Source organism: Cellulophaga sp. RHA_52 (assembly GCF_007827205.1).
Taxonomy (GTDB): Bacteria; Bacteroidota; Bacteroidia; order Flavobacteriales; family Flavobacteriaceae; genus Cellulophaga; species Cellulophaga lytica.
Map to the genome: position 1 here is coordinate 181,062 of NZ_VIRZ01000001.1, position 23,121 is coordinate 204,182.

General features: G+C 31.7%; 22 protein-coding genes, 2 tRNA genes and 1 pseudogene. 19 read left to right on the plus strand and 6 right to left on the minus strand.

Annotated features, from left to right (window positions below; translation table 11 throughout):
• Window positions 1-89: 89 nt before the first annotated feature.
• The 6 genes from JM80_RS00790 (at window position 90) to clpX (ending at window position 5,535) form a co-directional block, all read left to right on the plus strand.
• On the plus strand, window positions 90-803 hold the full coding sequence (locus JM80_RS00790) for a pyridoxine 5'-phosphate synthase (protein WP_144708934.1): 714 nt from the start codon (window positions 90-92) through the stop codon (window positions 801-803).
• Window positions 803-1,573, plus strand: coding sequence for an alpha/beta fold hydrolase (locus JM80_RS00795; protein ID WP_144708936.1), 771 nt, complete (start codon window positions 803-805; stop codon window positions 1,571-1,573). Before JM80_RS00790 ends, JM80_RS00795 begins: the two co-directional genes overlap by 1 nt.
• A gap of 18 nt (window positions 1,574-1,591) precedes the next feature.
• Window positions 1,592-1,942, plus strand: a complete 351-nt coding sequence (locus JM80_RS00800; RefSeq protein WP_013621506.1) for a phage holin family protein — start codon at window positions 1,592-1,594, stop codon at window positions 1,940-1,942.
• A 99-nt stretch (window positions 1,943-2,041) separates the two neighbouring features.
• Complete coding sequence (tig, locus tag JM80_RS00805; protein WP_144708938.1) at window positions 2,042-3,370, plus strand: trigger factor; 1,329 nt, start codon at window positions 2,042-2,044, stop codon at window positions 3,368-3,370.
• Window positions 3,371-3,573: 203 nt separating this feature from the next.
• Window positions 3,574-4,254 carry an ATP-dependent Clp endopeptidase proteolytic subunit ClpP gene (clpP, locus tag JM80_RS00810; protein ID WP_013621505.1) on the plus strand — a complete coding sequence of 227 codons (681 nt, stop codon included), beginning with the start codon at window positions 3,574-3,576 and terminating at the stop codon, window positions 4,252-4,254.
• 45 nt (window positions 4,255-4,299) lie between these two features.
• A complete protein-coding gene (gene clpX, locus JM80_RS00815) occupies window positions 4,300-5,535 on the plus strand; it encodes an ATP-dependent Clp protease ATP-binding subunit ClpX (protein ID WP_013621504.1) in 1,236 nt (411 codons plus the stop codon).
• Window positions 5,536-5,581: 46 nt separating this feature from the next.
• Here clpX and JM80_RS00820 read toward each other — a convergent pair whose 3' ends face one another.
• Both JM80_RS00820 and JM80_RS00825 read right to left on the minus strand, forming a co-directional pair.
• Window positions 5,582-6,172: a hypothetical protein gene (locus JM80_RS00820; protein ID WP_013621503.1), complete on the minus strand. Its 591-nt coding sequence runs from the start codon at window positions 6,170-6,172 to the stop codon at window positions 5,582-5,584.
• A gap of 70 nt (window positions 6,173-6,242) precedes the next feature.
• Complete coding sequence (locus tag JM80_RS00825; protein WP_144708941.1) at window positions 6,243-7,757, minus strand: GH3 auxin-responsive promoter family protein; 1,515 nt, start codon at window positions 7,755-7,757, stop codon at window positions 6,243-6,245.
• A gap of 83 nt (window positions 7,758-7,840) precedes the next feature.
• Between JM80_RS00825 and JM80_RS00830 the strand changes: the two genes are divergently transcribed.
• Window positions 7,841-8,635, plus strand: a complete 795-nt coding sequence (locus JM80_RS00830) for a DUF2797 domain-containing protein (protein WP_144708943.1) — start codon at window positions 7,841-7,843, stop codon at window positions 8,633-8,635.
• On the opposite strand, the gene JM80_RS00835 is transcribed toward JM80_RS00830, so the two are convergent.
• Window positions 8,625-11,363, minus strand: a complete 2,739-nt coding sequence (locus tag JM80_RS00835) for an AsmA-like C-terminal region-containing protein (protein ID WP_144708944.1) — start codon at window positions 11,361-11,363, stop codon at window positions 8,625-8,627. The genes JM80_RS00830 and JM80_RS00835 overlap by 11 nt on opposite strands.
• A 109-nt stretch (window positions 11,364-11,472) precedes the next feature.
• Window positions 11,473-12,183: a queuosine precursor transporter gene (locus JM80_RS00840; protein WP_013621499.1), complete on the minus strand. Its 711-nt coding sequence runs from the start codon at window positions 12,181-12,183 to the stop codon at window positions 11,473-11,475.
• Between the two features lie 132 nt (window positions 12,184-12,315).
• On the opposite strand from JM80_RS00840, the gene folK reads away from it, so the two are divergent.
• Window positions 12,316-13,461, plus strand: coding sequence for a 2-amino-4-hydroxy-6-hydroxymethyldihydropteridine diphosphokinase (folK, locus tag JM80_RS00845; protein WP_038505918.1), 1,146 nt, complete (start codon window positions 12,316-12,318; stop codon window positions 13,459-13,461).
• A 164-nt stretch (window positions 13,462-13,625) separates the two neighbouring features.
• Here folK and JM80_RS00850 read toward each other — a convergent pair whose 3' ends face one another.
• Window positions 13,626-14,159, minus strand: a complete 534-nt coding sequence (locus tag JM80_RS00850; protein ID WP_144708946.1) for an RNA methyltransferase — start codon at window positions 14,157-14,159, stop codon at window positions 13,626-13,628.
• 157 nt (window positions 14,160-14,316) lie between these two features.
• Between JM80_RS00850 and mutS the strand changes: the two genes are divergently transcribed.
• From mutS to JM80_RS00905, 11 genes and pseudogenes are all read left to right on the plus strand, one after another.
• Window positions 14,317-16,899, plus strand: coding sequence for a DNA mismatch repair protein MutS (gene mutS, locus JM80_RS00855; RefSeq protein ID WP_144711131.1), 2,583 nt, complete (start codon window positions 14,317-14,319; stop codon window positions 16,897-16,899).
• 142 nt (window positions 16,900-17,041) lie between these two features.
• Window positions 17,042-17,113: transfer RNA gene (locus tag JM80_RS00860), tRNA-Gly, on the plus strand.
• A gap of 45 nt (window positions 17,114-17,158) precedes the next feature.
• Window positions 17,159-17,242: transfer RNA gene (locus JM80_RS00865), tRNA-Leu, on the plus strand.
• A gap of 166 nt (window positions 17,243-17,408) precedes the next feature.
• Complete coding sequence (locus JM80_RS00870) at window positions 17,409-17,762, plus strand: hypothetical protein (protein ID WP_013621495.1); 354 nt, start codon at window positions 17,409-17,411, stop codon at window positions 17,760-17,762.
• Between the two features lie 9 nt (window positions 17,763-17,771).
• Entirely contained in the window at window positions 17,772-18,275 is a 504-nt protein-coding gene (locus tag JM80_RS00875) for a hypothetical protein (RefSeq protein ID WP_186439736.1), read from the plus strand.
• 19 nt (window positions 18,276-18,294) lie between these two features.
• Window positions 18,295-18,480: a hypothetical protein gene (locus tag JM80_RS00880; RefSeq protein ID WP_013621493.1), complete on the plus strand. Its 186-nt coding sequence runs from the start codon at window positions 18,295-18,297 to the stop codon at window positions 18,478-18,480.
• Window positions 18,481-18,733: 253 nt separating this feature from the next.
• Window positions 18,734-19,507, plus strand: coding sequence for a hypothetical protein (locus JM80_RS00885; protein WP_144708950.1), 774 nt, complete (start codon window positions 18,734-18,736; stop codon window positions 19,505-19,507).
• A gap of 11 nt (window positions 19,508-19,518) precedes the next feature.
• Window positions 19,519-20,256, plus strand: coding sequence for a hypothetical protein (locus JM80_RS00890; RefSeq protein WP_144708952.1), 738 nt, complete (start codon window positions 19,519-19,521; stop codon window positions 20,254-20,256).
• Window positions 20,257-20,259: 3 nt separating this feature from the next.
• A complete protein-coding gene (locus JM80_RS00895) occupies window positions 20,260-20,643 on the plus strand; it encodes a DUF5071 domain-containing protein (protein WP_144708954.1) in 384 nt (127 codons plus the stop codon).
• Window positions 20,644-20,682: 39 nt separating this feature from the next.
• Window positions 20,683-21,330: pseudogene (locus JM80_RS00900) on the plus strand (suppressor of fused domain protein).
• 85 nt (window positions 21,331-21,415) lie between these two features.
• Window positions 21,416-22,324: a hypothetical protein gene (locus JM80_RS00905; RefSeq protein ID WP_144708956.1), complete on the plus strand. Its 909-nt coding sequence runs from the start codon at window positions 21,416-21,418 to the stop codon at window positions 22,322-22,324.
• On the opposite strand, the gene JM80_RS00910 is transcribed toward JM80_RS00905, so the two are convergent.
• On the minus strand, window positions 22,325-23,086 hold the full coding sequence (locus tag JM80_RS00910; RefSeq protein ID WP_144708958.1) for an AraC family transcriptional regulator: 762 nt from the start codon (window positions 23,084-23,086) through the stop codon (window positions 22,325-22,327).
• Between the last annotated feature and the right edge of the window lie 35 nt (window positions 23,087-23,121).

A 23,121-nucleotide genomic window follows, 5' to 3' on the forward strand; every position in this document is an offset into this window, starting at 1 on the left:
AGGCATTTAATAAAAATAAAAAACCTTAACAAAGTAATAACAAAAGCTATGCCTTATTTGTATTTTTGCACTAGCTAAATAAAATAAAAATGACAAAATTAAGCGTAAACGTAAATAAAATTGCCACTTTAAGAAACTCTAGAGGAGGCAATGTACCTAATTTATGTAAAGTAGCAACAGATATAGAGTCTTTTGGTGCAGAAGGCATAACTATACATCCAAGACCAGATGAAAGGCATATCAGATACCAAGATGCGCGAGATTTAAAAAAGATTGTTACCACAGAATTTAATATAGAAGGCAACCCTATTAAAAAGTTTATAGATTTAGTGTTAGAAACACAACCTACACAAGTAACTTTGGTACCAGACGCTGTAGATGCTATTACAAGTAATGCTGGCTGGGACACAATAAAGCATAAAGATTTTTTAAAAGATGTTATTGCAACTTTTAAAGCCTATAATATTAGAACATCTATTTTTGTAAATGCAGATTTAAAAATGGTTGAAGGTGCTGCTGAAACAGGCACAGACCGTATTGAGCTATACACAGAAAGCTATGCAGATGCTTACGCAGAAGGCAATAAAAATGGCGTACAACCATTTACAGATGCTGCAATTTTAGCTCACAAATTAAACTTAGGCATAAATGCTGGTCATGATTTAAGCTTAGACAACATTGCGTTTTTTAAAGAAAAAGTACCGCATTTATTAGAAGTTTCTATTGGCCACGCATTAATTAGCGAATCGCTTTACCTTGGGCTAGAAAATGTTGTAAATATGTACTTAAACAAACTAAAATAATGCCAACACTACATTCTAAAATACTTGGAGAAGGACAACCTTTGCTAATTTTACACGGATTTTTAGGAATGTCTGACAATTGGAAAACCCTAGGCAATAAATATGCTGAGGAAGGCTTACAAGTACATTTAATAGACCAGCGCAACCACGGTAAAAGTTTTCACTCTACCGAGTTTAATTATGACATTCTTGCAAACGACATTAAACAATACATTGCAGAGCATAATTTACAAAACTGTATTGTTCTTGGCCATTCTATGGGTGGTAAAACAGCTATGCAATTGGCCTGTAACTATCCAGAATTGGTTAACAAATTACTAATTGCAGACATAGCACCAAAGTTTTACCCACCACACCATCATGAAATAATTAATGGTTTAAAAGCATTAGATCTTAACACCATTAGCTCTAGAACAGAAGCTAGTAATGAGTTAGCTAAACACATATCTAATGCAGGTGTACGTCAATTTTTATTAAAAAATTTATATTGGGTAGAAAAAGGAAAATTAGGCTTTAGGTTTAACTTAGACGTTTTAGCAGAACGTATGGAACAAATTGGAGAAAACATAGATGCTTCTGCCACATACAACAAACCAACATTGTTTTTAAGAGGCGATAAATCTGAGTATATATCTCCGTTAGATACAGATGTTATAAAAACACATTTTCCAAATGCAGACATACAAACTATAACCAATGCCGGGCACTGGTTACACGCAGAAAACCCTAAAGAATTCTTAGAAAAATCGCTTACCTTTATAAAAAGTTAATTTAAAAAATTATAAGCTATGAAAACTATACTACGCATACTATTAAGCGCCATTGCTGTTGTTGTACTATCTAAAGTTTTACCAGGCATTGGTGTAGACAGCTACACTACCGCAATAATTGTTGCAGTGGTATTAAGTCTACTAAACTTTTTTATTAAACCATTACTTGTAATATTAACTTTACCAGTAACAATTGTAACACTAGGTTTATTTTTACTAGTTATAAACGCATGTATTATAAAATTAGCAGGCTATTTTGTGTCAGGATTTACGGTAGATAGTTGGCTATGGGCTATTGTATTTAGCTTATTATTATCATTATTACAATCCATATTATTTTCTATCTTAAAAACCGATAAAGAAAAATAACATAGTCTTTTGTATTACAACAATTTAAAAAGTTGTAGACGTAATTAAAAAGTACTATTTTTGCAGCCCATTTTATTTAAGTAAAATCAGATTCAAGAAATGAATATTACAAAAGAGCAGATTGATGCATTAAATGCAGTTGTGAAAGTTGCTATCACTAAAGAGGATTACCAAGATAAGGTACAAGCAATTCTTAATGATTATAGAAAGCAAGCAAACATACCAGGTTTTAGAAAAGGACATGTACCAATGGGCCTTATTAAAAAACAATACGGTAAGGCTGTTTTAGTAGACGAAGTAAACAAACTTATACAAGACAACCTAAACAAATACTTAACTGAAGAAAAGTTAGATGTTCTTGGTAACCCATTACCTAAGCAACAAGATGATTTTAACTGGGATGCAGAAAATCTAGATTTTGAATTTGAATTAGGTTTAGCTCCAGAATTTGAAGCTCCAATTAAGACCAAAAAAGCAATTACTCAATATAGAATAGTTGCAGATAAAAAAATGATAGATGAGCAAGTAGAACGTATTGGTAAGCAATACGGAAAACTTATCTCTAAAACTGAAGTATCTAAAAAAGATGAAGTAACTGGAGTTTTTGCTAACGAAGAAGAAGAAATTAACAATAAAACAACTATAGAACTAAGTAATGTTAAAGCTAAAAAAGCTTTAGATGCTTTAGTTGGCAAAAAAGTTGGTGATGTTGTTACATTAAAAACTAAAGGCCTTTTTAAAGAAGATTACCAACTTTCTAGTGCTTTAGGTTTAGCTGCTGATAAATCTGCTGATTTAAATACAGAGGTTACGTTTACAATTGAAGAAATTAACGAACGTGAGCCTGCAGAAATGAACCAAGAGTTGTTTGACAAGTTATTTGGAGAAGAAAAAATTACTTCTGAAAAAGAACTTAGAGAAAAAATAAAAGAAGATACAGAAAAACAATTTGAGCAACAAGCAGATCAAAAATTGTTAAATGACATTACTGAAAACTTTATTGAAAATGTAAAGTTTGATTTACCTACTGAATTCTTAAAAAAATGGATTCAAATGACAGGTGAAAAGCCATTAACAGAAGAAGAAGCTGCTGCTGAATTTGAAAAATCTGAAAAAGGTTTACGTTACCAATTAATTGAAGGTAAAATAATACAAGAAAACAATCTTCAAGTTGAGTTTGATGAGCTTAAAGAATTTGCTAAAGGCTTTATTAAATCTCAAATGGCACAATACGGACAATTAAACCCTGCTGAAGAAGAATTAGACAATATAGCCGGAAGAATTATGTCTAACCAAGATGAAGTTAAAAGATTGTCTGAGCAGTTAATGAGTCAAAAATTATTAACGCTTTACAAAGAAAAAGCAAACCTTAAAGTTAAGGAGCTTTCTTATGACGATTTTATTAAAGAAGTTTACGGAAAAGAATAAATTTTACCCTGTGCATTGTTAAAAAAACACTAGCACATATATGGTAAAACAAAAAATTCCGTTAAATTTAGTATCAAACTATAGCAAATAGCTTTAAAAGCAAATTACACTATAGGTCGTCACTAAAAAAAATAAGTATATTTACGGTGCCGAAAGTATAAATTTTCGGCACCTTTTTTATTTAAAAATACCAAATACTACATATGGACTACGGAAAAGAATTTAAGAACTACGCCATAAAGGACCAAGGGATAAACAGCATGTACTATGATAAAATATTAAGTACAATGTACCCAAGCAATATGACGCCTAACATTATTGAAGAAAGACAACTAAATGCTATTGCAATGGATGTTTTCTCTAGATTAATGATGGATAGAATTATATTTTTAGGAACCGGTATTAATGACCAAGTTGCTAACATAGTACAAGCACAATTATTGTTTTTAGAAAGTGCAGATGCATCTAAAGACATACAAATATACATTAACTCTCCAGGAGGTAGTGTTTACGCTGGATTAGGTATTTATGACACTATGCAATTTATTAAACCAGACGTTGCAACAATTTGTACTGGTATGGCAGCATCTATGGGTGCCGTTTTACTTTGCGCAGGTGAAAAAGGAAAACGTAGTGGTTTAACTCACTCTCGTGTTATGATTCACCAACCATTAGGTGGCGCACAAGGGCAAGCTAGCGATATAGAAATTACAGCAAGAGAAATACTAAAGTTAAAAGATGAGTTGTACAATATTATAGCAACGCACTCTGGCCAAACTTTTGACAAGGTTAGCAATGACAGTGATAGAGATTACTGGATGAAGGCTGATGAAGCCAAGAAATACGGTATGATAGACGAAATATTAGTAAGGGAAAAGAACTAAAACCGACTAATAAACACCTTACTCTAAAAGAGAAGAAGTAGACTTATGGCAAAGGAAAATTTAGAATGTTCTTTTTGTAAAAGAACCAAAGCAGAAACAAACATATTAATTGCAGGTGAAGGTGCACATATTTGTGACCGTTGCATAGAGCAAGCATATGGTATTGTTATAGAAGATACTAAACAGTCTAAAACAGACAGTTTATCTGCAGAATTGGTTCTAAAAAAACCTATGGAAATAAAAGCGTTTTTAGATACTTTTATTATAGGACAAGAACGTACAAAAAAAGTAATGTCTGTAGCAGTATACAACCACTACAAAAGATTATTACAGCCTTCTAGTGCAGATGACGATGTAGAAATACAAAAAAGTAACATTGTAATGGCTGGGCAAACTGGTACTGGTAAAACATTAATGGCCAAAACAATTGCCAAAATGCTTAATGTACCTTTAGCTATTGTAGATGCTACCGTATTAACAGAAGCCGGTTATGTTGGTGAAGATGTAGAAAGTTTACTTACACGTCTTTTACAAGCTGCAGATTACAATTTAGAAAAAGCAGAACGTGGTATTGTTTTTATAGATGAGATTGATAAAATTGCTCGTAAAAGCGATAACCCTTCTATTACTAGAGATGTATCTGGCGAAGGCGTGCAACAAGGTTTATTAAAACTTTTAGAAGGTACTGTTGTTAATGTTCCGCCTAAAGGAGGACGTAAACACCCTGATCAAAAATTTATTGAAGTTAACACAGAAAACATATTATTTATTGCTGGTGGTGCTTTTGACGGTATAGAACGTATTATAACAAAGCGTTTAAATATGCAAGCAGTAGGTTACAGCGCATCTAAATTAGATGATAATGTAGACAACACTAACATTTTACAATACATTATTCCAAAAGACTTAAAAGAGTTTGGTTTAATTCCTGAAATTATTGGCCGTTTACCAGTTTTAACGCATATGAACCCGTTAGACGAGAAAACGTTACGCGCAATACTTACAGAACCTAAAAACGCTATTATAAAGCAATATGAAAAGCTTTTTGCTATGGACGACATTAAGTTCTCTATAACAGACAAAGCCTTAGATTTTGTTGTTTCTAAAGCTATAGAGTACAAATTAGGAGCAAGAGGTTTACGTTCTTTATGTGAAGCAATTTTTACAGATGCTATGTTTGAGCTACCAAGTAGCCAAGACAAAGAGTTTAAAGTAACACAAGAGTACGCAGAGCAAAAACTATCTTACGAGACAGTAAAAAAACTAAAAGCCGTTTCATAACAAAACGGCTTTTAAAAACTATATTATAAATATCCTAAAGTATGCTTTAGGATATTTTTTTTGCTAATACTTTAACCTTAGCCTCTTTCTTAACTTGTTCTGGTTTTACCATTACTTTTTTTAAAAGATCTAAGCTTACTTTTTTTATAATTTCTGAGTCAGAGTACATTTCATGACCATAATTATCTACAACTTCTAAATCTACTCCAATAGTTTCAGACCATTTTGCAGAAGGCCTGTACAAATCTTTACTACCAAAAAGCATTTTTACATCTACATCTACACGCTCCACTTCTTTGCGTATTCTTGTTGCAGACACTGCATATAAAGATTTCATAGGCAAACCTTTTAAGTTTGCCTTCCAAGCAATAGAACCCCCCATACTAAAAGCAAGGTAGTGAGCTGGTTTAGTTTCTTTTTTTAACAAATGAGATACAGCTGTATCAATACCTCCTTCTACAAAAGCGCTGTGTATATTTTTCTCTGTTTGTTTTAGCAAATTTACATTTGCCAATTGCTGAATATCATAATACTCAATATCATAATACTGCTGCAAGTATGCCAGGTAAGATGTTATCCACATTCCTTTTTTTGGACCCCACATATCTGACAAAACAACTAGTCTTTCTGAATTCATAATTTATAGTTTTATATACTGGTTAGGTTTATATATTGCAATATGATATTTAACCCGTAAATAAGCCAATTTATTTGTTCATTAGAAGCAATTCATCGATATAGACCCTTTTATTAGACAATCTAGGTATTTTATGTTGTCCTCCTAATTTGTTTCTATCTTTTAACCAGTCATAAAAAAGATTCTCTCTGGCACTGTGTACTTTAGGTATTGTTAGCGTAATATTATTATAACGCTTGGCTTCATAATCAGAATTTAAAGATTTTAAAGCATTATCTAATAATTCTGTAAAATGGTTAATATCTGCTGGTTCTTTTCTAAATTCTATAATCCACTCGTGAGCTCCTTTTTCTTTACCTACCATAAATATTGGAGCAACTGTATAATCTTTTATCTGTGCTCCTGTTTTTTTACACACCTTTTTTAGAGATTCTTCAGCATTTTCTATAATTAACTCCTCTCCAAAAACATTTATATGGTGCTTGGTACGACCAGTAATTTTAATTCTATACGGACTAACAGAAGTAAACCTTACCGTATCTCCTATTTTGTAACGCCATAAACCAGCATTAGTTGTAATTATAATTGCATAGTTTTTATGCAACTCAACATCCCACAACGCTACCACTTTCTGATCTTCTAAGCCATAAGAATCCATTGGTATAAATTCATAAAAAATGCCATAGTCAAGCATAAGCAATAAATCATCCGCATTGTTTCTGTCTTGTATTGCAAAAAAGCCTTCAGATGCATTGTATATTTCGTAGTAATTAAATTGCTTACGAGGCAACAGTGCTTTATACTGGTCTTTATACGGACTAAAACTTACTCCTCCATGAAAATACACTTCTAGGTTTTCCCAAATTTCAAACAAATGATTTTTACCTGTTTGCTCTAACATATTATTTAACAACACCAACATCCAAGAAGGCACACCAGCCAAACTGGTAACGTTTTCTAACTTACTTTCATTAATAATTGCATTTAACTTAGTCTCCCACTCACTCATTAAAGACACCTTGTTACTTGGCGTACTACTCAATTCTGCCCAAAAAGGCATATTATCAATTAAAATAGCAGATAAATCTCCAAAAAAACTACCGTTATCTTCATACAACTCTTTACTACCACCCAAGCGCAAACTTTTTCCTGTAAATAATTGGGAGTTTTCATTATTATTAAGGTATAAACACAACAAATCTTTACCAGACTTGTAATGACAATCTTCCAAAGCCTCTGAACTTACAGGTATAAACTTACTTTTAGCATTGGTAGTACCACTACTTTTAGCAAACCATTTTATACTTGTAGGCCAAAAAATATTTTGTTCTCCTTTTCTAGTTCGCTCTATAAAAGGCTCTACTTCTTCATAAGAAACTATTGGCAAACGCTCTGCAAATTCTTTGTAATTGGTAATAGAAGCAAAATTATATTGCCTACCAACTTCGGTATCTTTAGCAATACTAAGCAGTTTAAACATTACTTCTTCCTGAACCTCAGCTGGGTATTTTAAAAAGAGTTCTATTTGATGATACCGCTTTTTAAGCAACCAAGAAGCAATAGAATTAACAAAAGGTATTGACATTTTTAGGTATCTTTATCCTGAAAAATTTCAGTGGTTATTTTGATAAAAATAGCCTATACAACTTTAATATTCAAATACATTTTATGCAGTACCAAGGTGTTTTACAAAAAATGCAAACCGAGAACGGAAACCCTATACAATATTATTTAGTTTTTGAGAATGACTTTTTAAATGTAAATCAGATTTTAAACAAATCTGTAGAAATTTCTTTTATAAAACACCAATGTCTTAACTGTAAGTTAGACAAGCCCATATACAGACAAGGCTTTTGCAAATCGTGCTTTTTTGAGATCCCAACGGCTGGAGATTGGATTATGAGACCCGAGTTAAGCAAAGCTCATTTAGACCAAGAAGATCGTGATTTAGCTTATGAAAAAAAAGTTCAACTACAACCGCATATTGTTTATTTAGCAAACTCTAGCAATGTAAAAGTAGGTGTTACACGTAAAACCCAAGTACCAACAAGGTGGATAGACCAAGGAGCTCATGAAGCTATAGAAATTGTAGAAGTACCAAACCGTTATTTAGCAGGCATAACCGAAGTTGCACTAAAAGAACACGTTGCAGACAAAACCAATTGGCGTAAAATGCTTACCAATACTGTAGATGACGAAAATTTAATTGAATGGCGTAACAAATTAAAACAATATATACCAAAAGAAGCTACACAGTATTTTATAGAGGACAACCAGGAAACTCATCTAGAATTTCCGGTAATGCAATATCCAGAAAAAGTAAAAAGTCTTAATCTGGATAAAACACCTGTATACAAAGGCACATTAAAAGGCATTAAAGGCCAGTACCTAATTTTTGAAGACAATACCGTTTTTAATATTAGAAGTAACGAAGGTTACTACGTAAGCTTAACTATTGCTTAGTAGTATCCTTTTCTGTTTCCTTTTTCTTTTTACCAAACAAGCCGCCTAAAATTTCTTTTACAGCTTCTTTTTGGGTTTCTTGTTTGGTACTAGTTGCTGTATCTTTTTTTACTGCAGTAGTATCTTTTTTACCTAATAAACCACCTACAACATCTTTTACTACAGACGTTTTAGCATCATCTTGAGTTAAAGAGTCTGTTTTAGATTTATTTTTGTTTAACAAATCACTAATAACACTAGTTGCTTTATCTTTTCCTTTGGCAATTAATTTTTGTTTTTCTATTTCTATTAACTGACTTGTTAAGTTTTTAACACCACTAGTTAAGTCTGTTTTCACCTCAGGACTTATAAAATCACCACCAATATTAGCTGTAACCGGTATAGTTAAGTCTTCTAATTTTTTATCATCAATTTTCGCAATTAACTTGGTTACATCACTACCCAAATATTTAGCAGGCACCTCTACAGTTGCGTTGTATGCCAATTTACTATCAAATGTATGACTACCTGCAACATTCATTACAATATCTCCGTAATTAAGCTTAAATGGCTTTACTGCCACCTTTCCATTATCAAAAGTCAAAGCCGTTTTTAGTCCGTTTAAGTTTAATTTTTCAGGTTTTAAAAAGCTTAATTTATCACTTAAAGCAGTTACAAATTTTTCTTGTTTACCGTCTAACTCTGTCTGCATTAACTCTGCCAACACCTTACCAGAAATTGTAGCTAAATCTGGAGTAAAATCATCTTTTAAATTACCAGCTATAGAAATGTCTGAATTTAAATTACCTCTAATAATTTTTGCAACAGGAGCTAAAACCTCTAACATTTCTAAACCTTTTAGAGCCTGACTTATGTTAAACTGATTCATTCCTAAATTCATCGCAAAAGTTGCCGCATCATTTTTGGTAGAAACCTCTCCATTAAATGCCATTTTTCCGCCAAATAAAGACGTAGTCATATTAGATAACGTGGCAGTTTCATCTTTTACTATTAATGTACCTTTTACATCTTTAAGTGTTAAATTATCATACAAAACTGTATTTGCATTGGCAGTAATTGTAGCATCTAAAAACGATGGTATTTTTAATTTTTCATCAGCTACAGTTTGTTTCTCTTCTGTTTTTTCAGTTGATTTTTCTGTTTCCTCAACCTCATCAACCATAAAATCATTTAAAGCAAATGTATTAGAATTTAAAGCAAAATCTCCTTTTACCTTTTCATCCTTAAACATAAAACCTAATAAGTTTGTAATTGTACCCTTGGCTGAAAAATCGGTCTTACCTGTTTTCCCCTGAAAATCATTTAAAGAAACTGTTTCTGGGTTAAAAGTTAAAGATGTAGTTGTAATCTCTACCGGGTTTTTAAGTTCGTTAGAGTTGTACTCAAAATCTTTTAAGTCTAAAGTACCACTTGTAGTTGTGTTTTGATATTGTTCCTTTTCTATAGAGGCCATATCAAAAGCTGTAGAAACATCTGCTTTAAGTATTCCTTTTAAATTTAAATCTGCAGGCACAGGGTAAGCTTGTGATATGTTAGCCAAGTTCATATTACCATCTAAATGCGCTTTTACCTTAGTATTACCCATTAAATCTGTAATCTGAGAATTAAGGTTAAACCTATCTTGATCTATTGCAAAAGCTAATTTTTTAATATCAACAGAAGTGTCTTCTACCAAACCAGTTGTATTATCTATAGCTGCATTTATAAATATATTAGTTACAGCCTTTGGTAAGTCTGGATATTTAAATGACGCATTATCAGAATTTAGCTTTACAGAAAATTTAGGAATATGTGTTTCGTCTACAATACCATCTAACTTACCTTCAACGGTAAATTTCCCGGTAGTTTTTACGTTTTCAATACTTTTAGTATACTCTTCTGGCACTAATGCCAAAAAGTTTTTAAACTCACTAGATAGCGTTTTAAAATTAATATTTACCTCTTGGTTATCTTCATTAATTTTAACAAAACCATCAAAAACCAAAGGCAACTGGTTTACTAGTGCCTCATTTTTTAAAAAAGAAAATTTACTTTCTTTTAAATCTATTCCTATTAATGCATCTAAACCAACTTTATTTCTGTTTAAGTAATTTGTTCCGCCCATACCAAAAGACACCAATGCATTTGTTTTGGTATCTAACTCAGACTTCTCCAAGGATAAATCTCCTGTACCGGAGTGCTGCAAATCTGTTAAAGCTAAAGCCATACCAGAAGTTTGGTCTACATATACAATTTTAGAGTTGGTAATTTTATAAGACTCCATTGCCAAAGTAAAGCTACTACCCTCTTCTTCTGTTTCTGAAACAACAGGCTCTGCTGTATCTTTTTTTGCAATATCATAATTAGCAATGCTATCTTTATTTACAATAATATTTAAAGCAGCACCATCTACCGCTAAACTTTTTATACCAATAGCCTCAGAAGAATCTTTAAAAAGTTCTGTTATTGCCATATCTAAAGCAATTTCTTTAGATGCAAAAAGCGTATCTCCTTTAAAAGGCGCATTATTAGTTAACACCAACTCATTAATGGTAACCTTTGCTTTAGGAAAACTAGAAAACAAACTTAAGTCTGCACTAGCAAAGTCTAATGTAGCTTCTATATTATTGTTTACTTTATCCTTTATAATTTTTTCTATTTTGCCTTGTAAAAAGAAAGGTGCAGCAATTAATAAAACTACTATTAACAATACTACAACACCTATAATTTTTAATATTTTCTTTTTCATACAGAACTATTTTTTCTTTTTTAAAATTTAGCTGAACCAAGCAAATACATTATCCTTTTTAAAGCTGTGATATAAATCTTACAATTAAAACAACTTTAAGCTTGTTTTATTATGACTCCAATGTTAATTCTTGGTTTATTTTTAAATTAAATCTTTTTCTCATTATATATACGAATAAATACAAGAAAGGGGTGTCTACAAATGCTATAATTATCTTAAAAATAAACCCGCTAATTAACAAACCTGTAAATTTATCCCAACTAATTTCTCCAAAAGAACACAAAAGCAGCAAAACAGTACAGGTATCTACAAACTGAGAGAAAAAAGTAGAAAAATTGTTACGCAACCACAAATGCTTTCCTTTTGTTATTTTTTTCCAGAAATGATACACCTGTATATCTATAAATTGCGCAAATAAATACGCCAACATAGATGCTGTAACTGCCAAAATTGTATTACCAAAAACATCCTTAAACATAGTATTGCTAACAGGAGACCAACTAGTAGCTTCTGAGGCAGATGCTAAATACACAATTAATAATGAAAAAAACGAGGCAAAAATACCAGCAACAACAATTTGGTTGGCACTTTTTTTACCGTAGATTTCAGAAATTAAATCGGTTAACAAAAAAGTAACCGGATAAGGAAGTACTCCCACAGAAATCTCAAACAAGGTTGCTCCAAAAATAGTAACATCACCAAAAGGTTGCCAAATAAAAAATTTTTGAAAAATAAGATTAGAAACCACTAAGGAAGTTATAAAAAGTGCTCCTAAGTATAAATATATTTTAAAGGCTAATTTTTTATCTGTTTTATTCATAAAAAGTGTCTGCTTTTCTAATTTACAACTAATTTGTAAAGATACTTAAGTTAAGCTTTTAATACCTTTACAAAAAAGATATTTAATTTTAAGATAGCGCCTTAAAAACTATTTTATTTACTTTGTTTTTAAATGAAGAAGAACGTTACAACTGCATACCTATCTATAGGTAGTAATTTAGGTGATAAGATAGTTAACCTACAAGATGCCATTTTTCTATTAAAGGAAAAAGCTGGTGAAATAGTAGGCATATCTAAAGTATACAAATGCCAATCATGGGGTTTTGAGTCTGCGGACTTTTTAAACGCCTGCGTGTCTATAAAAACAACTAAAGATGCGTTTGAGCTTTTAGATATTATTTTAAAGATAGAAAATGACCTAGGTAGGCAACGTACAGATGAAGCCGGATACCAAGCCAGAACCATAGATATAGACATTATATACTACGGCAAAGAGGTAATTAACACAGATAAATTAGTGGTACCACACCCAAACTTGCAATTTAGAAGTTTTGTACTACGCCCACTTGCAGATGTTGGTCCGCAATTTTACCACCCAATATTAAACAAAGATTCTAGAAACCTTTTTCAGGAATGTAAAGATAAAGGAGCTATAGAGCGCACAGAAAGAAGATTATACCCTAACAGAGAAAGTTTACTAGCAAAAGCACAGTTTTTAGCTATAGAAGGTAACATTGGCGCTGGTAAAACAACATTAGCTAATAAAATTTCTGAAGATTACAATGCTAAATTAATTGTAGAGCGCTTTGCAGATAACCCATTTTTACCCAAGTTTTATGAAGACCAAACAAGGTATGCTTTTCCGTTAGAAATGTCTTTTTTAGCAGACCGTTACCAGCAATATTCAGACGATACATCTCAGCTAGACTTATTTAGGTCTTTTATGGTTAGTGATTATGACATTTTTAAATCGCTCATATTTGCAAAAGTAACCTTACACCAAGACGAATTTAAGCTATACCGTAAGTTGTTTGATTTAATGTATAAAGATGTAAAAAAGCCCGATGTTTTTGTATACTTATACCAAAACACAGAGCGCTTAATTGCCAACATTAAAAAACGTGGTCGTGAATATGAACAGGATATACAGACAGATTATCTAGAAAAAATTAACAAAGGTTATTTAGATTTCATAAAAAGTTATCCGCAGCAAAATACCTTTATTATAGATGTTAGCGACCTTGACTTTGTAGCTAATGACGCTGATTACGAGCACATTTTACACGAAATACAAGGTTACATTTTACGTAATCTTTAAAAAAATCCGAGTATTAAATTAACAGTTATTTCACAATTTATTTGCAATATTCAAAACGTTTTCTTTAATTGCGTATCTCTTAACAGAGGAACTAACTAACTCAAACTACATAATGGACCCAACTTAGTTGGGTCTTTTTTTATACCTTAAAACTAAAAAATGTTTTATTTGTCTAGTAGTTTAGACCACAAATCCCAAACCACAACACCTGCACTTACAGAAATATTTAAAGAGTGTTTTGTACCGTATTGCGGAATTTCTAAAACCACATCACTAGCTGTAACTACATCTTGTGCCACACCCTTAACCTCATTACCAAAAATTAGTGCATACTTTTGGTTTTGCGTTATTTTAAAATCATTTAAAAAAGTAGCATTTTCTGCTTGTTCTACAGCAAGTGTTTTATAGCCATTGCTTTTTAACTGCTCTATTAAAGGCAAAGTTTCATTTACATACTCCCAAGCTACACTATCTGTAGCACCTAATGCTGTTTTTTGTATGTCTTTATGTGGCGGTTTAGCAGTAATACCGCACAAGTATATTTTTTCAATTAAAAAAGCATCAGCTGTTCTAAAAACAGAACCAATGTTGTTTAAACTTCTAATATTATCTAAAACAATAACAATAGGCGTTTTTTCTGCTTGTTTAAACTCTTCAATATTTAATCGCTCTAATTCGTTATTTTTTAACTTTCTCATTCTATTTATATCTAGTAAACTTATCCACAAATATCAACAAAGGTTTTGTAACCAAAGAGAAAAACTTAAATTCGTTTTGTAATTTTTAAGTTAATCAATAAGATTTTTCAATTTGCCTAAAACAAGTACACCAAAAAAGAAAAAGGTAACACCTTTAATGCAGCAATACAACGCTATAAAAACAAAGTATCCAGATGCTATGTTGCTTTTTCGTGTTGGAGATTTTTATGAAACCTTTGGTGATGATGCCGTTAAAGCATCAAAAATATTAGGTATTATTTGTACACACCGTAACAATGGTGGCGAAAAAACAGAATTGGCTGGTTTTCCGCATCACTCCTTAAACACCTATTTGCCTAAATTGGTAAAAGCTGGCCAACGTGTTGCCATTTGTGACCAGTTAGAAGATCCTAAACAAACTAAAAAAATTGTAAAAAGAGGCGTTACAGAATTGGTAACTCCTGGGGTGGCTTTAAATGATGATATTTTATCTGCCAAAACCAACAACTTTTTATGTGCAGTACATTTTGGAAGAAAAAAAATAGGTGTAGCATTTTTAGATATTTCTACCGGAGAATTTTTAACATCAGAAGGCACAGAAGAACAAATTGATAAACTGTTACAAAACTTTGCACCAAATGAGGTCTTAGTTTCTAAAACACATAAAAAGGATTTTTTAAAAGCTTTTGGTACCGAGTTTCATACCTTTTTTATAGAAGATTGGATTTTTCAGGAAGATTATGCACAAGAAACACTAACCAAGCATTTTAACACTGCAACTTTAAAAGGTTTTGGCGTTGCACATTTAGAACAAGGTATTATGGCATCTGGTGCTGTTTTACATTATTTATCTGAAACGCAACACCACAAACTACAACACATAAATACGTTACAACGTATTGCCGAGGAAGAATACATTTGGATGGATAGGTTTACTATTAAAAACCTAGAGCTATATCACTCCTACAACCCAAATGCAGTTACCCTTTTAGATGTTATAGACAAAACCATATCACCTATGGGTGGGCGTATGCTAAAACGCTGGTTGGCGTTGCCTCTAAAAAATGTAGAAAAGATAAAAAGAAGGCATCAAGTTATAGAGTACCTACAAGCCAATGATACCATTTTGCATAAACTACAACAGTCTATAAAGCAAATGGGAGACTTAGAGCGTTTAATTTCTAAGGTAGCAACAGCTAAAATATCACCCAAAGAAGTAGTACAACTAAAAAATTCTTTAGAAGCAATACTACCAGTTAAGCAACTTACTAGTAGCAGCAAAAATGACGCTGTAAAACTTATAGGAGACCAATTGCACGGTTGTGATATGCTACGTGCTAAAATTAAAGAAATGATTAGTGAAGATGCACCTGTTAATATGCTTAAAGGTGAAACTATTGCTAATGGATATTCAGCAGAGTTAGATGAGCTACGCGGATTGGCATTTTCTGGTAAAGATTATTTAAATAAGATGCTAGAAAGAGAAACCGAGCGTACCGGTATTACCTCTTTAAAAATAGCGAGTAATAATGTATTTGGATACTATATAGAAGTACGTAACACCCACAAAGACAAAGTACCAGAAGAATGGATACGCAAGCAAACCTTAGTAAATGCAGAACGCTATATTACTGAAGAATTAAAAGAATACGAGAGTAAAATATTAGGCGCAGAAGAACGTATACAAGTTTTAGAGCAAGAGCTATTTTCTAAACTTGTTGTTTGGATGCAAGAGTACATTGCACCTGTACAACACAATGCACAGTTAATTGCGCAACTAGATTGCCTTTGTGGTTTTACACAATTGGCTACAGACAATAAATACACCGCTCCTGTAATAAACAACTCTACAGACTTAGAAATTGTAAATGGTAGACACCCTGTTATAGAAAAACAATTACCAGTTGGCGAAGCTTATATTGCCAATGATGTTACTTTAAATAGAGAGGAACAACAAATAATAATGATTACAGGGCCAAATATGAGTGGTAAATCTGCCATATTACGCCAAACAGCCTTAATTGTATTATTAGCGCAAATGGGAAGTTTTGTGCCAGCAGAAGCTGCTAAAATTGGTTACGTAGACAAAATATTTACCAGAGTTGGCGCCAGTGACAATATCTCTATGGGAGAATCTACGTTTATGGTAGAGATGAACGAGACTGCATCTATCCTAAACAACCTATCAGACCGTAGTTTGGTATTGTTAGATGAAATTGGCCGTGGTACAAGTACATATGATGGTATTTCTATTGCCTGGGCAATATCAGAATACCTACACCAACACCCAACACAAGCAAAAACATTGTTTGCCACACACTACCATGAGTTAAATGAAATGACAGCTACGTTTAGCAGAATAAAAAATTACAACGTATCTGTAAAAGAATTAAAAGACAATGTTCTGTTTTTACGCAAACTTACTCCTGGTGGTAGTGAACATAGTTTTGGTATACACGTAGCAAAAATGGCTGGTATGCCACAGCAAGTAATTTCTAAAGCAAATAAAATACTTAAAAAATTAGAAAAATCTCACTCTAGTGAAGAGCTCACAACAAAGCTAACAGATGCACAAAATGAAATGCAACTGAGCTTTTTTAATATGGATGACCCTCTGCTATTAGAGTTAAAAGAAGAAATAATAGACTTAGATATTAACACGCTAACACCGGTTGAAGCACTAATGAAGTTAAATGAGATAAAAAGATTGCTTTCTGCACAAAAAAAAGATGAAGTGTAAAACGCTCATTTTATGTTATTTGAAAATGAAATTTAAAATTAGATAAAAAATATCAATATTTTTTTTCAAAATAGCTTTGTGGTTTAGAAAAATGTCTTAAATTTGCACCCGCATCTGATAAAGATGTACGCTCATAAAAATTGCGAAAGTAGCTCAGGGGTAGAGCATCACCTTGCCAAGGTGGAGGTCGAGGGTTCGAATCCCTTTTTTCGCTCAGAAAAAATTATACCAATTGCCTGTTAGTAATAACAGCTAATTTGCTCGAGTGGTGGAATTGGTAGACACGTTGGACTTAAAATCCAATGGACATTAGTCCGTATGGGTTCAAGTCCCATCTCGAGTACAAAGCCCTTGTTAATCTCATGATTTTCAAGGGTTTTTGCTTTTTATACCTTTTTGGTTTTCACCTATTTTAATTTACTCTAAAAATTTTAATTCGCATAACTTATAAAATAAGGTACTATTTTACCTACTTATTTTTATATTGCCATAAAATATAGCCAATTTTTATGAGTGACATTACACCACACAACCAAGAAGACAACCAAAACCAGCAACAACAAGAAACTCATCAAGCGCAACCTATTATTATTAACCAAAATAATAATAGCAACTCCAATCCAATTGGTATAGCCGGCTTTATAATCTCTATACTTGCATACCTATTATATTGTATTCCTATTGTGGGACACTTAATATGGATTTTAGGACTTATATTATCTATAATTGGACTTTTTAATCGTCCACGCGGACTTGCCATTGCCGGTGTAGTTATTTCTTTAATCTGGATTATTTTTTACGTTTTCCTTATTGCAGGATTATTGTTTTTTGATGCTACCACAACAGGTCTAGAAGGCTTATAAAAATATATTGTGACTATAAAAACCTACGCCCTACTCTTTCTTTTATTTCTTGTGAGTGCAACTGGCATTTGTCAGCATACAAAAGAAACAGACACAACAAGCCATTTAAAATCGGGCTTTTATATTTTAAATGATTCTGTTGGCGTAAAAGTTTTTGTTCCAAGTTTTAATAAAACACAATACGTTAACACAAAAACATTAATTCCTATTACAGCAATTAAAAAGTGTTCTACTGTTGGTATAGATGCTACATTTGGAAATACTGGAGAAAAACAGTTTGGTTTAAACCTAACCTTTACACCCAATGGAGATATTAAAATGCAAATTGCTACAGACATAGCTTTTGAAGAGCGTAAAAGCATAGGCTTGTTTATAGATAACAAAATTATTAATGCCTTTTACGTAAATAGTAAAATTAAAAACGGAAATTATTTTTTAGCTCTAAATTTACCTTTTGCCGAGATTAAGAAATTGGAAAAGAAAATTAATACAGAACTTAAAAAAAAGAAATAAAACACTAGTTTTAACAGCTATGAGAAAAACAATATTAATTATTGGTGTAGCACTTGCCCTTGTAAATGTTGTATACAGTTTTATGAGAGACGCAGAAACTGTGCTATTTTTTGGCAAGGATATAAACATATGGGTATATAGATTAATTTGGGCATTTATGGCTGTACTTATTTTTAATGCTTACCGTAAAGAAGCTAAAAAATAAATTATTTAGTAACGGTAATACACCTAATTACTACAAATAAACATTAACGCATTACAACACCCTATATATACTTTAATTTGTACTTTTTAATTGAAGTACAAAAATGATGCGTTATAACATAAAAAATACAACCATAACCAGCAGATTTAATTTTCTGTACCTATTCTTGCTATTTTTTTTTATTGTCATATTGTTTTTTCTTTATGTACTTATAATTAGCAAAGAAGAGATTATACTGTTTTTAATAGCCTTTATGGCTTTTGTGCTCTATGGTATTTATATGATTGTAAAGAGTCTCATTTTTTATAGAGTAAACTCTAAAAACATTAAAATTGGCATATTTAAAACATATACTTATAATGAAGTAAAGAGTATTGAGTTACATAGTTCTGTACCTTCTAAATTCATGTTTTTTACTATTTATGAAAAAGGACTTACCATACACCTAAAAAACAATAAAAAAATATACCTAAAAGAAGCCTACTACACTAACTTTTGGAAACTACGTTTACACTTAGACAACACCTTTGGCAATAAACAGATAAAAATAAGTAAACCTGTTACTAATAGTACTATTGCTATTACTAACAAAACCACATCAATACCATTTTATATTACACTAGTAAAAGTAATTATATTAATAGCACTAACTTCCTCTATTATATTATTGCTAGACCTGTTTGCTACCAACTACCTAGATCCAGGATATTTTATATTTAGTACAGGTACATTTCTTTTTTTGTTACTTTTTACAACACAAATGGGTTATATAGAAAGTTCTAAAAATTACATCATTATAAAAAACTTAATAAATCCGTTTGTAAAAAAAATAATACCTACAAATGATATAACCCACACAACTAAAGAAACAGTGGGCGGTGGCAGAAACAAAAGAACATTTATAATTATACACACCGTGTATCATAAAAAATTTAAAGTTACCATAGATTTTATAAGTCAAAAAAGAGAAAAAAATATAGTAAAACAGTTTAAAAAATTAGCCATCCCTTACAAAGATTACACCTAACAATATATTGTATGAAAATAACAAAACGACTTAAAATTCTATTTTTTGCATTTGTAATATGCAATAGTACATTAGCTCAAGAAGATTATAATTATTCTGACGAGCTACTTACAACCACATTTAAAGCCTACCAAGCCGTAGATTTTGATATGGCAAACAGTATGTTTCCTTTTGTAAAGCAACGTTTTGTAGAACACTTAAAAGATACTACTAGTTTTGCTAACCCATATGATAGTTTATCTAAACATATAAACATACAATACAGTCTAGATAGTGTAGTAAAAACATATACCTGGAGCCAAAGAGACTCCGGATGTTGCCACAGCTCTGTAATTTATGCACAATACAAAAACAGTAGTGGATCTATTAAATACATAAATTTAAAAGATAAAGATGATGGAGATCAAGATGTTTTTATACTTGGTGTACACCATATAAAAATTAATAACAAACCGCACTACTTGTTATTAGGCTGGGGAACCTGTTGTGGTGGCAAACATTACAGTACAGCCAAAGTATACAAAATAGAAGATGGTGAATTGCAAAAAAGCGACACTGCTTTTATAGGAGAAACCTCTATTTTTACAGAAGCAAACCGTGGGCAAGACATTAAAATAAAATACGATGAACAAAAAAAAATATTGTCTTATTTTAGTTACCCAGAAGATGAGGAAACTGGTTTTTACGGAAAAGAACAAACACATACCCAATGGAAACTAACCAATAAAGGGTTTAAAAAAGAAAAATAACCTTTGCAACCACAACTACCAAAACACAAAGGAGACCTAGAAGCTATAGCAGACTTAAAAAACTATAGTTATGAGCAAGTAAAACCAATAGTGCCAGAGTTATTAACTTGGTTACAAGATTTAAACTGGCCCGTTGCAGGTCCAATAGCATCGTATTTACAGTCTATAACAAAACATATTACAGATGATATTATTGCCATTTTAAGGGGCCAAGATGAAGTTTGGAAATACTGGCTTGTGTTAGTTTTTGGTACAAATGCAACAGCACCAATAGATCCAAAATTACTGGCTGAATTTAAACGAATTGCTACACAACCTACTAAGGCAGAAATAGCTGAAGAAACACAAGAATTGGCTTTAGAGGTGATTAAAAAAACTAAAACCTAGAAAAGTAACTACTTTACTTAATACTCCATAAATAACCCTATGACCCTAGAAGAATACAAAAAGAAATATACAGAAGAAGATGCTGTTGGTTGGGACTGTATAGATACTGTGGTAGAAAAAATATACCCAGAGCAAAATCCGCAGCATTATGCCCCAAAATTACCTTATGCATTGGGTGGCACAGAGCCTATAGATGGCATTAGCGTGTAAAACAGTAACTTGCAAGAACCCCACTTTCATTACATTTCTTATGGATTTTCTGAGCTGTATTACAATGAAGAATCTGTAGGAGAAGAATATAGCAAACTTGGTTTTGAACTTACTTTTAGACTAAAAAAATATAGTGATGAAGATAATGTTAATTGGGCGTGTAATTTAATTCAGAATTTAGGAAAATATGTTTTTAGCAAAGAAAAATGGTTTGAGGAATACCATCTTATACCTGCAAACGGACCAATAAGAAGTAATTACAATACCGATATTACTGCTCTGGCCTTTGTTATAGACAAAGAATTAGGCATATTAAACACTCCACACGGTGAGGTTCAGTTTTTACAAATGGTTGGCTTAACCAACACAGAATATGAGGAACTAAAACAAAATCCTAGTACCACAAAAACTAAAGAACTACTAGACAAACTAAAACAAAACAACCCTTTGCTTATTACAGATTTAGAACGTAAGTAAAAATTAACAACACTAACACCGCACCTACTCCAACTTTATGTAAATTAGCTTTACTGCACTACGTACTCTTAAACCAATAATAACTATGTTTAAAAAGTTGTTTACTTATTTATGTTTTACACTAGTTACTTTTGGTGGCATATCTCAAACCAAAAACAATGCAAATTTATTAGGTAGCTTTCCGTTTACTTTTACTCCTAAAAATAACATTGCCGTAGAGGCCATTTTAAATAAAAAAGATACTGTTAGCCTAATGCTACACACAGCTGCAGAATCTATCACTTTAATTGAAAAAAGCACTACCAAAGCTACTAGTGTACTATGGAATACAGAAGAAACTGTAGAAAGTTGGGGCGGAAAAAGCACATCTAGACATAGCAACAGTAACACGTTACAAATAGGAAGTTTTAATTGGAGTAATTTACCTATTTGGGAAAATAAAAACTCAGGCCCAGGAACAGATGGCAAATTTGGACCTAGTTTATTTAAAGGCAAAGCCCTACATATTAGCTTTACAAACCATAAAATTACGGTATACAAAACAATACCTACAAAAATAAAAGGCTATACAAAAGTACCTTTATACTCTAAAGACGGCTTTATGTTTTTAGGCGGTGTAAGTAGTATAGCATCAAAAAAATATGAGAATTCATTTTTAATTCATTCTGGCTACACTGGTTTCCTATTATTTGATGACAATTTTGCTAAAACCAATAAATTAGATTCGCTTTTAAAAATAACTGATACTAAAACGCTTAAAGATTCTTATGGTAATGTGCTAAAAACACAAAAGGCAATTTTACCTAAATTTAAAGTTGGTAAAACTACATTTACAAATGTACCTATTGGCTTTTTTAAAGGCGCAATTGCTAGGCAAAGTATGAGTGTTTTAGGCACTGATTTTCTAAGGAGGTTTGATTTTTACATTAACACAAACAGAACGTTTATATACTTAAAGCCAAACAAAAATTACAATATGGCTTATAATAATTAGCTATTTTAAATCTACAGAAAATTTAGAAGGACTAACCCCTGTATGCTTTTTAAAAAATCTAGAAAAACTACTTAAAGACTCAAATCCCAACTCAAACGCAAGTTCTTTAATTGTAATTTCACTTTTTACAAGTTGCCTTTTTGCTTCTGTAATTTGGCGCTGCTGTATAATTTGTTTTGCTGTTAAGTTTAATTTTTCAGTTAAAATCTGATTTAATCTTTTTTCAGTTATACCCAACTCTTTTGCATAATAATTAGCTTTAGTTTCTTTTAGAAAAGAGGTTTCCATCAACTCTAAAAAATCAAACACTCTTTTTTGCTTAAGGTCTTGTGCTATAAAATTTTCATTACCAATACGTATTAAACTTAGTAATAACACCTTTAAAAGTGTTTTTATCATTATGTATGATGCTGCTGTGTTGTACTCTTCTACCACTAAATTAATAGCGTTTTTCACCTTTGCAACTTGCTTAGGGGTTTTTAAAACTAATTGGGGTTGTTTATTAAAGAGCGTCATTACATCTAAGGCATACTCTATATCATCTTCTTCAATTAAATCTCTTTCAAAATTTAATAAAATTCCTTTTTTAACTTCAAACGCTGTATCCGGAAAAAAATCGTTTAAAGGTTTAAAATATACAACAGCATTATAATCCGCAGTTAAGCAAAAATAAATTCCAAAAGAATTACCAGAAAGCATAGTTGTCTTTTTAGTTAAGCTTTTCTCTATCTTTATTTTATGTTTTAAATTGGTTAAAGGCATCTATATTTAAAATTTAATTTAAATATAGGCATACT

Excerpts from the sequence above, each read along its gene's own strand:
- JM80_RS00790 (WP_144708934.1), top strand. The coding sequence starts at position 90 with ATGACAAAATTAAGCGTAAACGTAAATAAAATTGCCACTTTAAGAAAC.
- JM80_RS00795 (WP_144708936.1), top strand. The coding sequence starts at position 803 with ATGCCAACACTACATTCTAAAATACTTGGAGAAGGACAACCTTTGCTA.
- JM80_RS00800 (WP_013621506.1), top strand. The coding sequence starts at position 1,592 with ATGAAAACTATACTACGCATACTATTAAGCGCCATTGCTGTTGTTGTA.
- tig (WP_144708938.1), top strand. The coding sequence starts at position 2,042 with ATGAATATTACAAAAGAGCAGATTGATGCATTAAATGCAGTTGTGAAA.
- clpP (WP_013621505.1), top strand. The coding sequence starts at position 3,574 with ATGGACTACGGAAAAGAATTTAAGAACTACGCCATAAAGGACCAAGGG.
- clpX (WP_013621504.1), top strand. The coding sequence starts at position 4,300 with ATGGCAAAGGAAAATTTAGAATGTTCTTTTTGTAAAAGAACCAAAGCA.
- JM80_RS00820 (WP_013621503.1), bottom strand. The coding sequence starts at position 6,172 with ATGAATTCAGAAAGACTAGTTGTTTTGTCAGATATGTGGGGTCCAAAA.
- JM80_RS00825 (WP_144708941.1), bottom strand. The coding sequence starts at position 7,757 with ATGTCAATACCTTTTGTTAATTCTATTGCTTCTTGGTTGCTTAAAAAG.
- JM80_RS00830 (WP_144708943.1), top strand. The coding sequence starts at position 7,841 with ATGCAGTACCAAGGTGTTTTACAAAAAATGCAAACCGAGAACGGAAAC.
- JM80_RS00835 (WP_144708944.1), bottom strand. The coding sequence starts at position 11,363 with ATGAAAAAGAAAATATTAAAAATTATAGGTGTTGTAGTATTGTTAATA.
- JM80_RS00840 (WP_013621499.1), bottom strand. The coding sequence starts at position 12,183 with ATGAATAAAACAGATAAAAAATTAGCCTTTAAAATATATTTATACTTA.
- folK (WP_038505918.1), top strand. The coding sequence starts at position 12,316 with ATGAAGAAGAACGTTACAACTGCATACCTATCTATAGGTAGTAATTTA.
- JM80_RS00850 (WP_144708946.1), bottom strand. The coding sequence starts at position 14,159 with ATGAGAAAGTTAAAAAATAACGAATTAGAGCGATTAAATATTGAAGAG.
- mutS (WP_144711131.1), top strand. The coding sequence starts at position 14,317 with ATGCAGCAATACAACGCTATAAAAACAAAGTATCCAGATGCTATGTTG.
- JM80_RS00870 (WP_013621495.1), top strand. The coding sequence starts at position 17,409 with ATGAGTGACATTACACCACACAACCAAGAAGACAACCAAAACCAGCAA.
- JM80_RS00880 (WP_013621493.1), top strand. The coding sequence starts at position 18,295 with ATGAGAAAAACAATATTAATTATTGGTGTAGCACTTGCCCTTGTAAAT.
- JM80_RS00885 (WP_144708950.1), top strand. The coding sequence starts at position 18,734 with ATGGCTTTTGTGCTCTATGGTATTTATATGATTGTAAAGAGTCTCATT.
- JM80_RS00890 (WP_144708952.1), top strand. The coding sequence starts at position 19,519 with ATGAAAATAACAAAACGACTTAAAATTCTATTTTTTGCATTTGTAATA.
- JM80_RS00905 (WP_144708956.1), top strand. The coding sequence starts at position 21,416 with ATGTTTAAAAAGTTGTTTACTTATTTATGTTTTACACTAGTTACTTTT.
- JM80_RS00910 (WP_144708958.1), bottom strand. The coding sequence starts at position 23,086 with ATGCCTTTAACCAATTTAAAACATAAAATAAAGATAGAGAAAAGCTTA.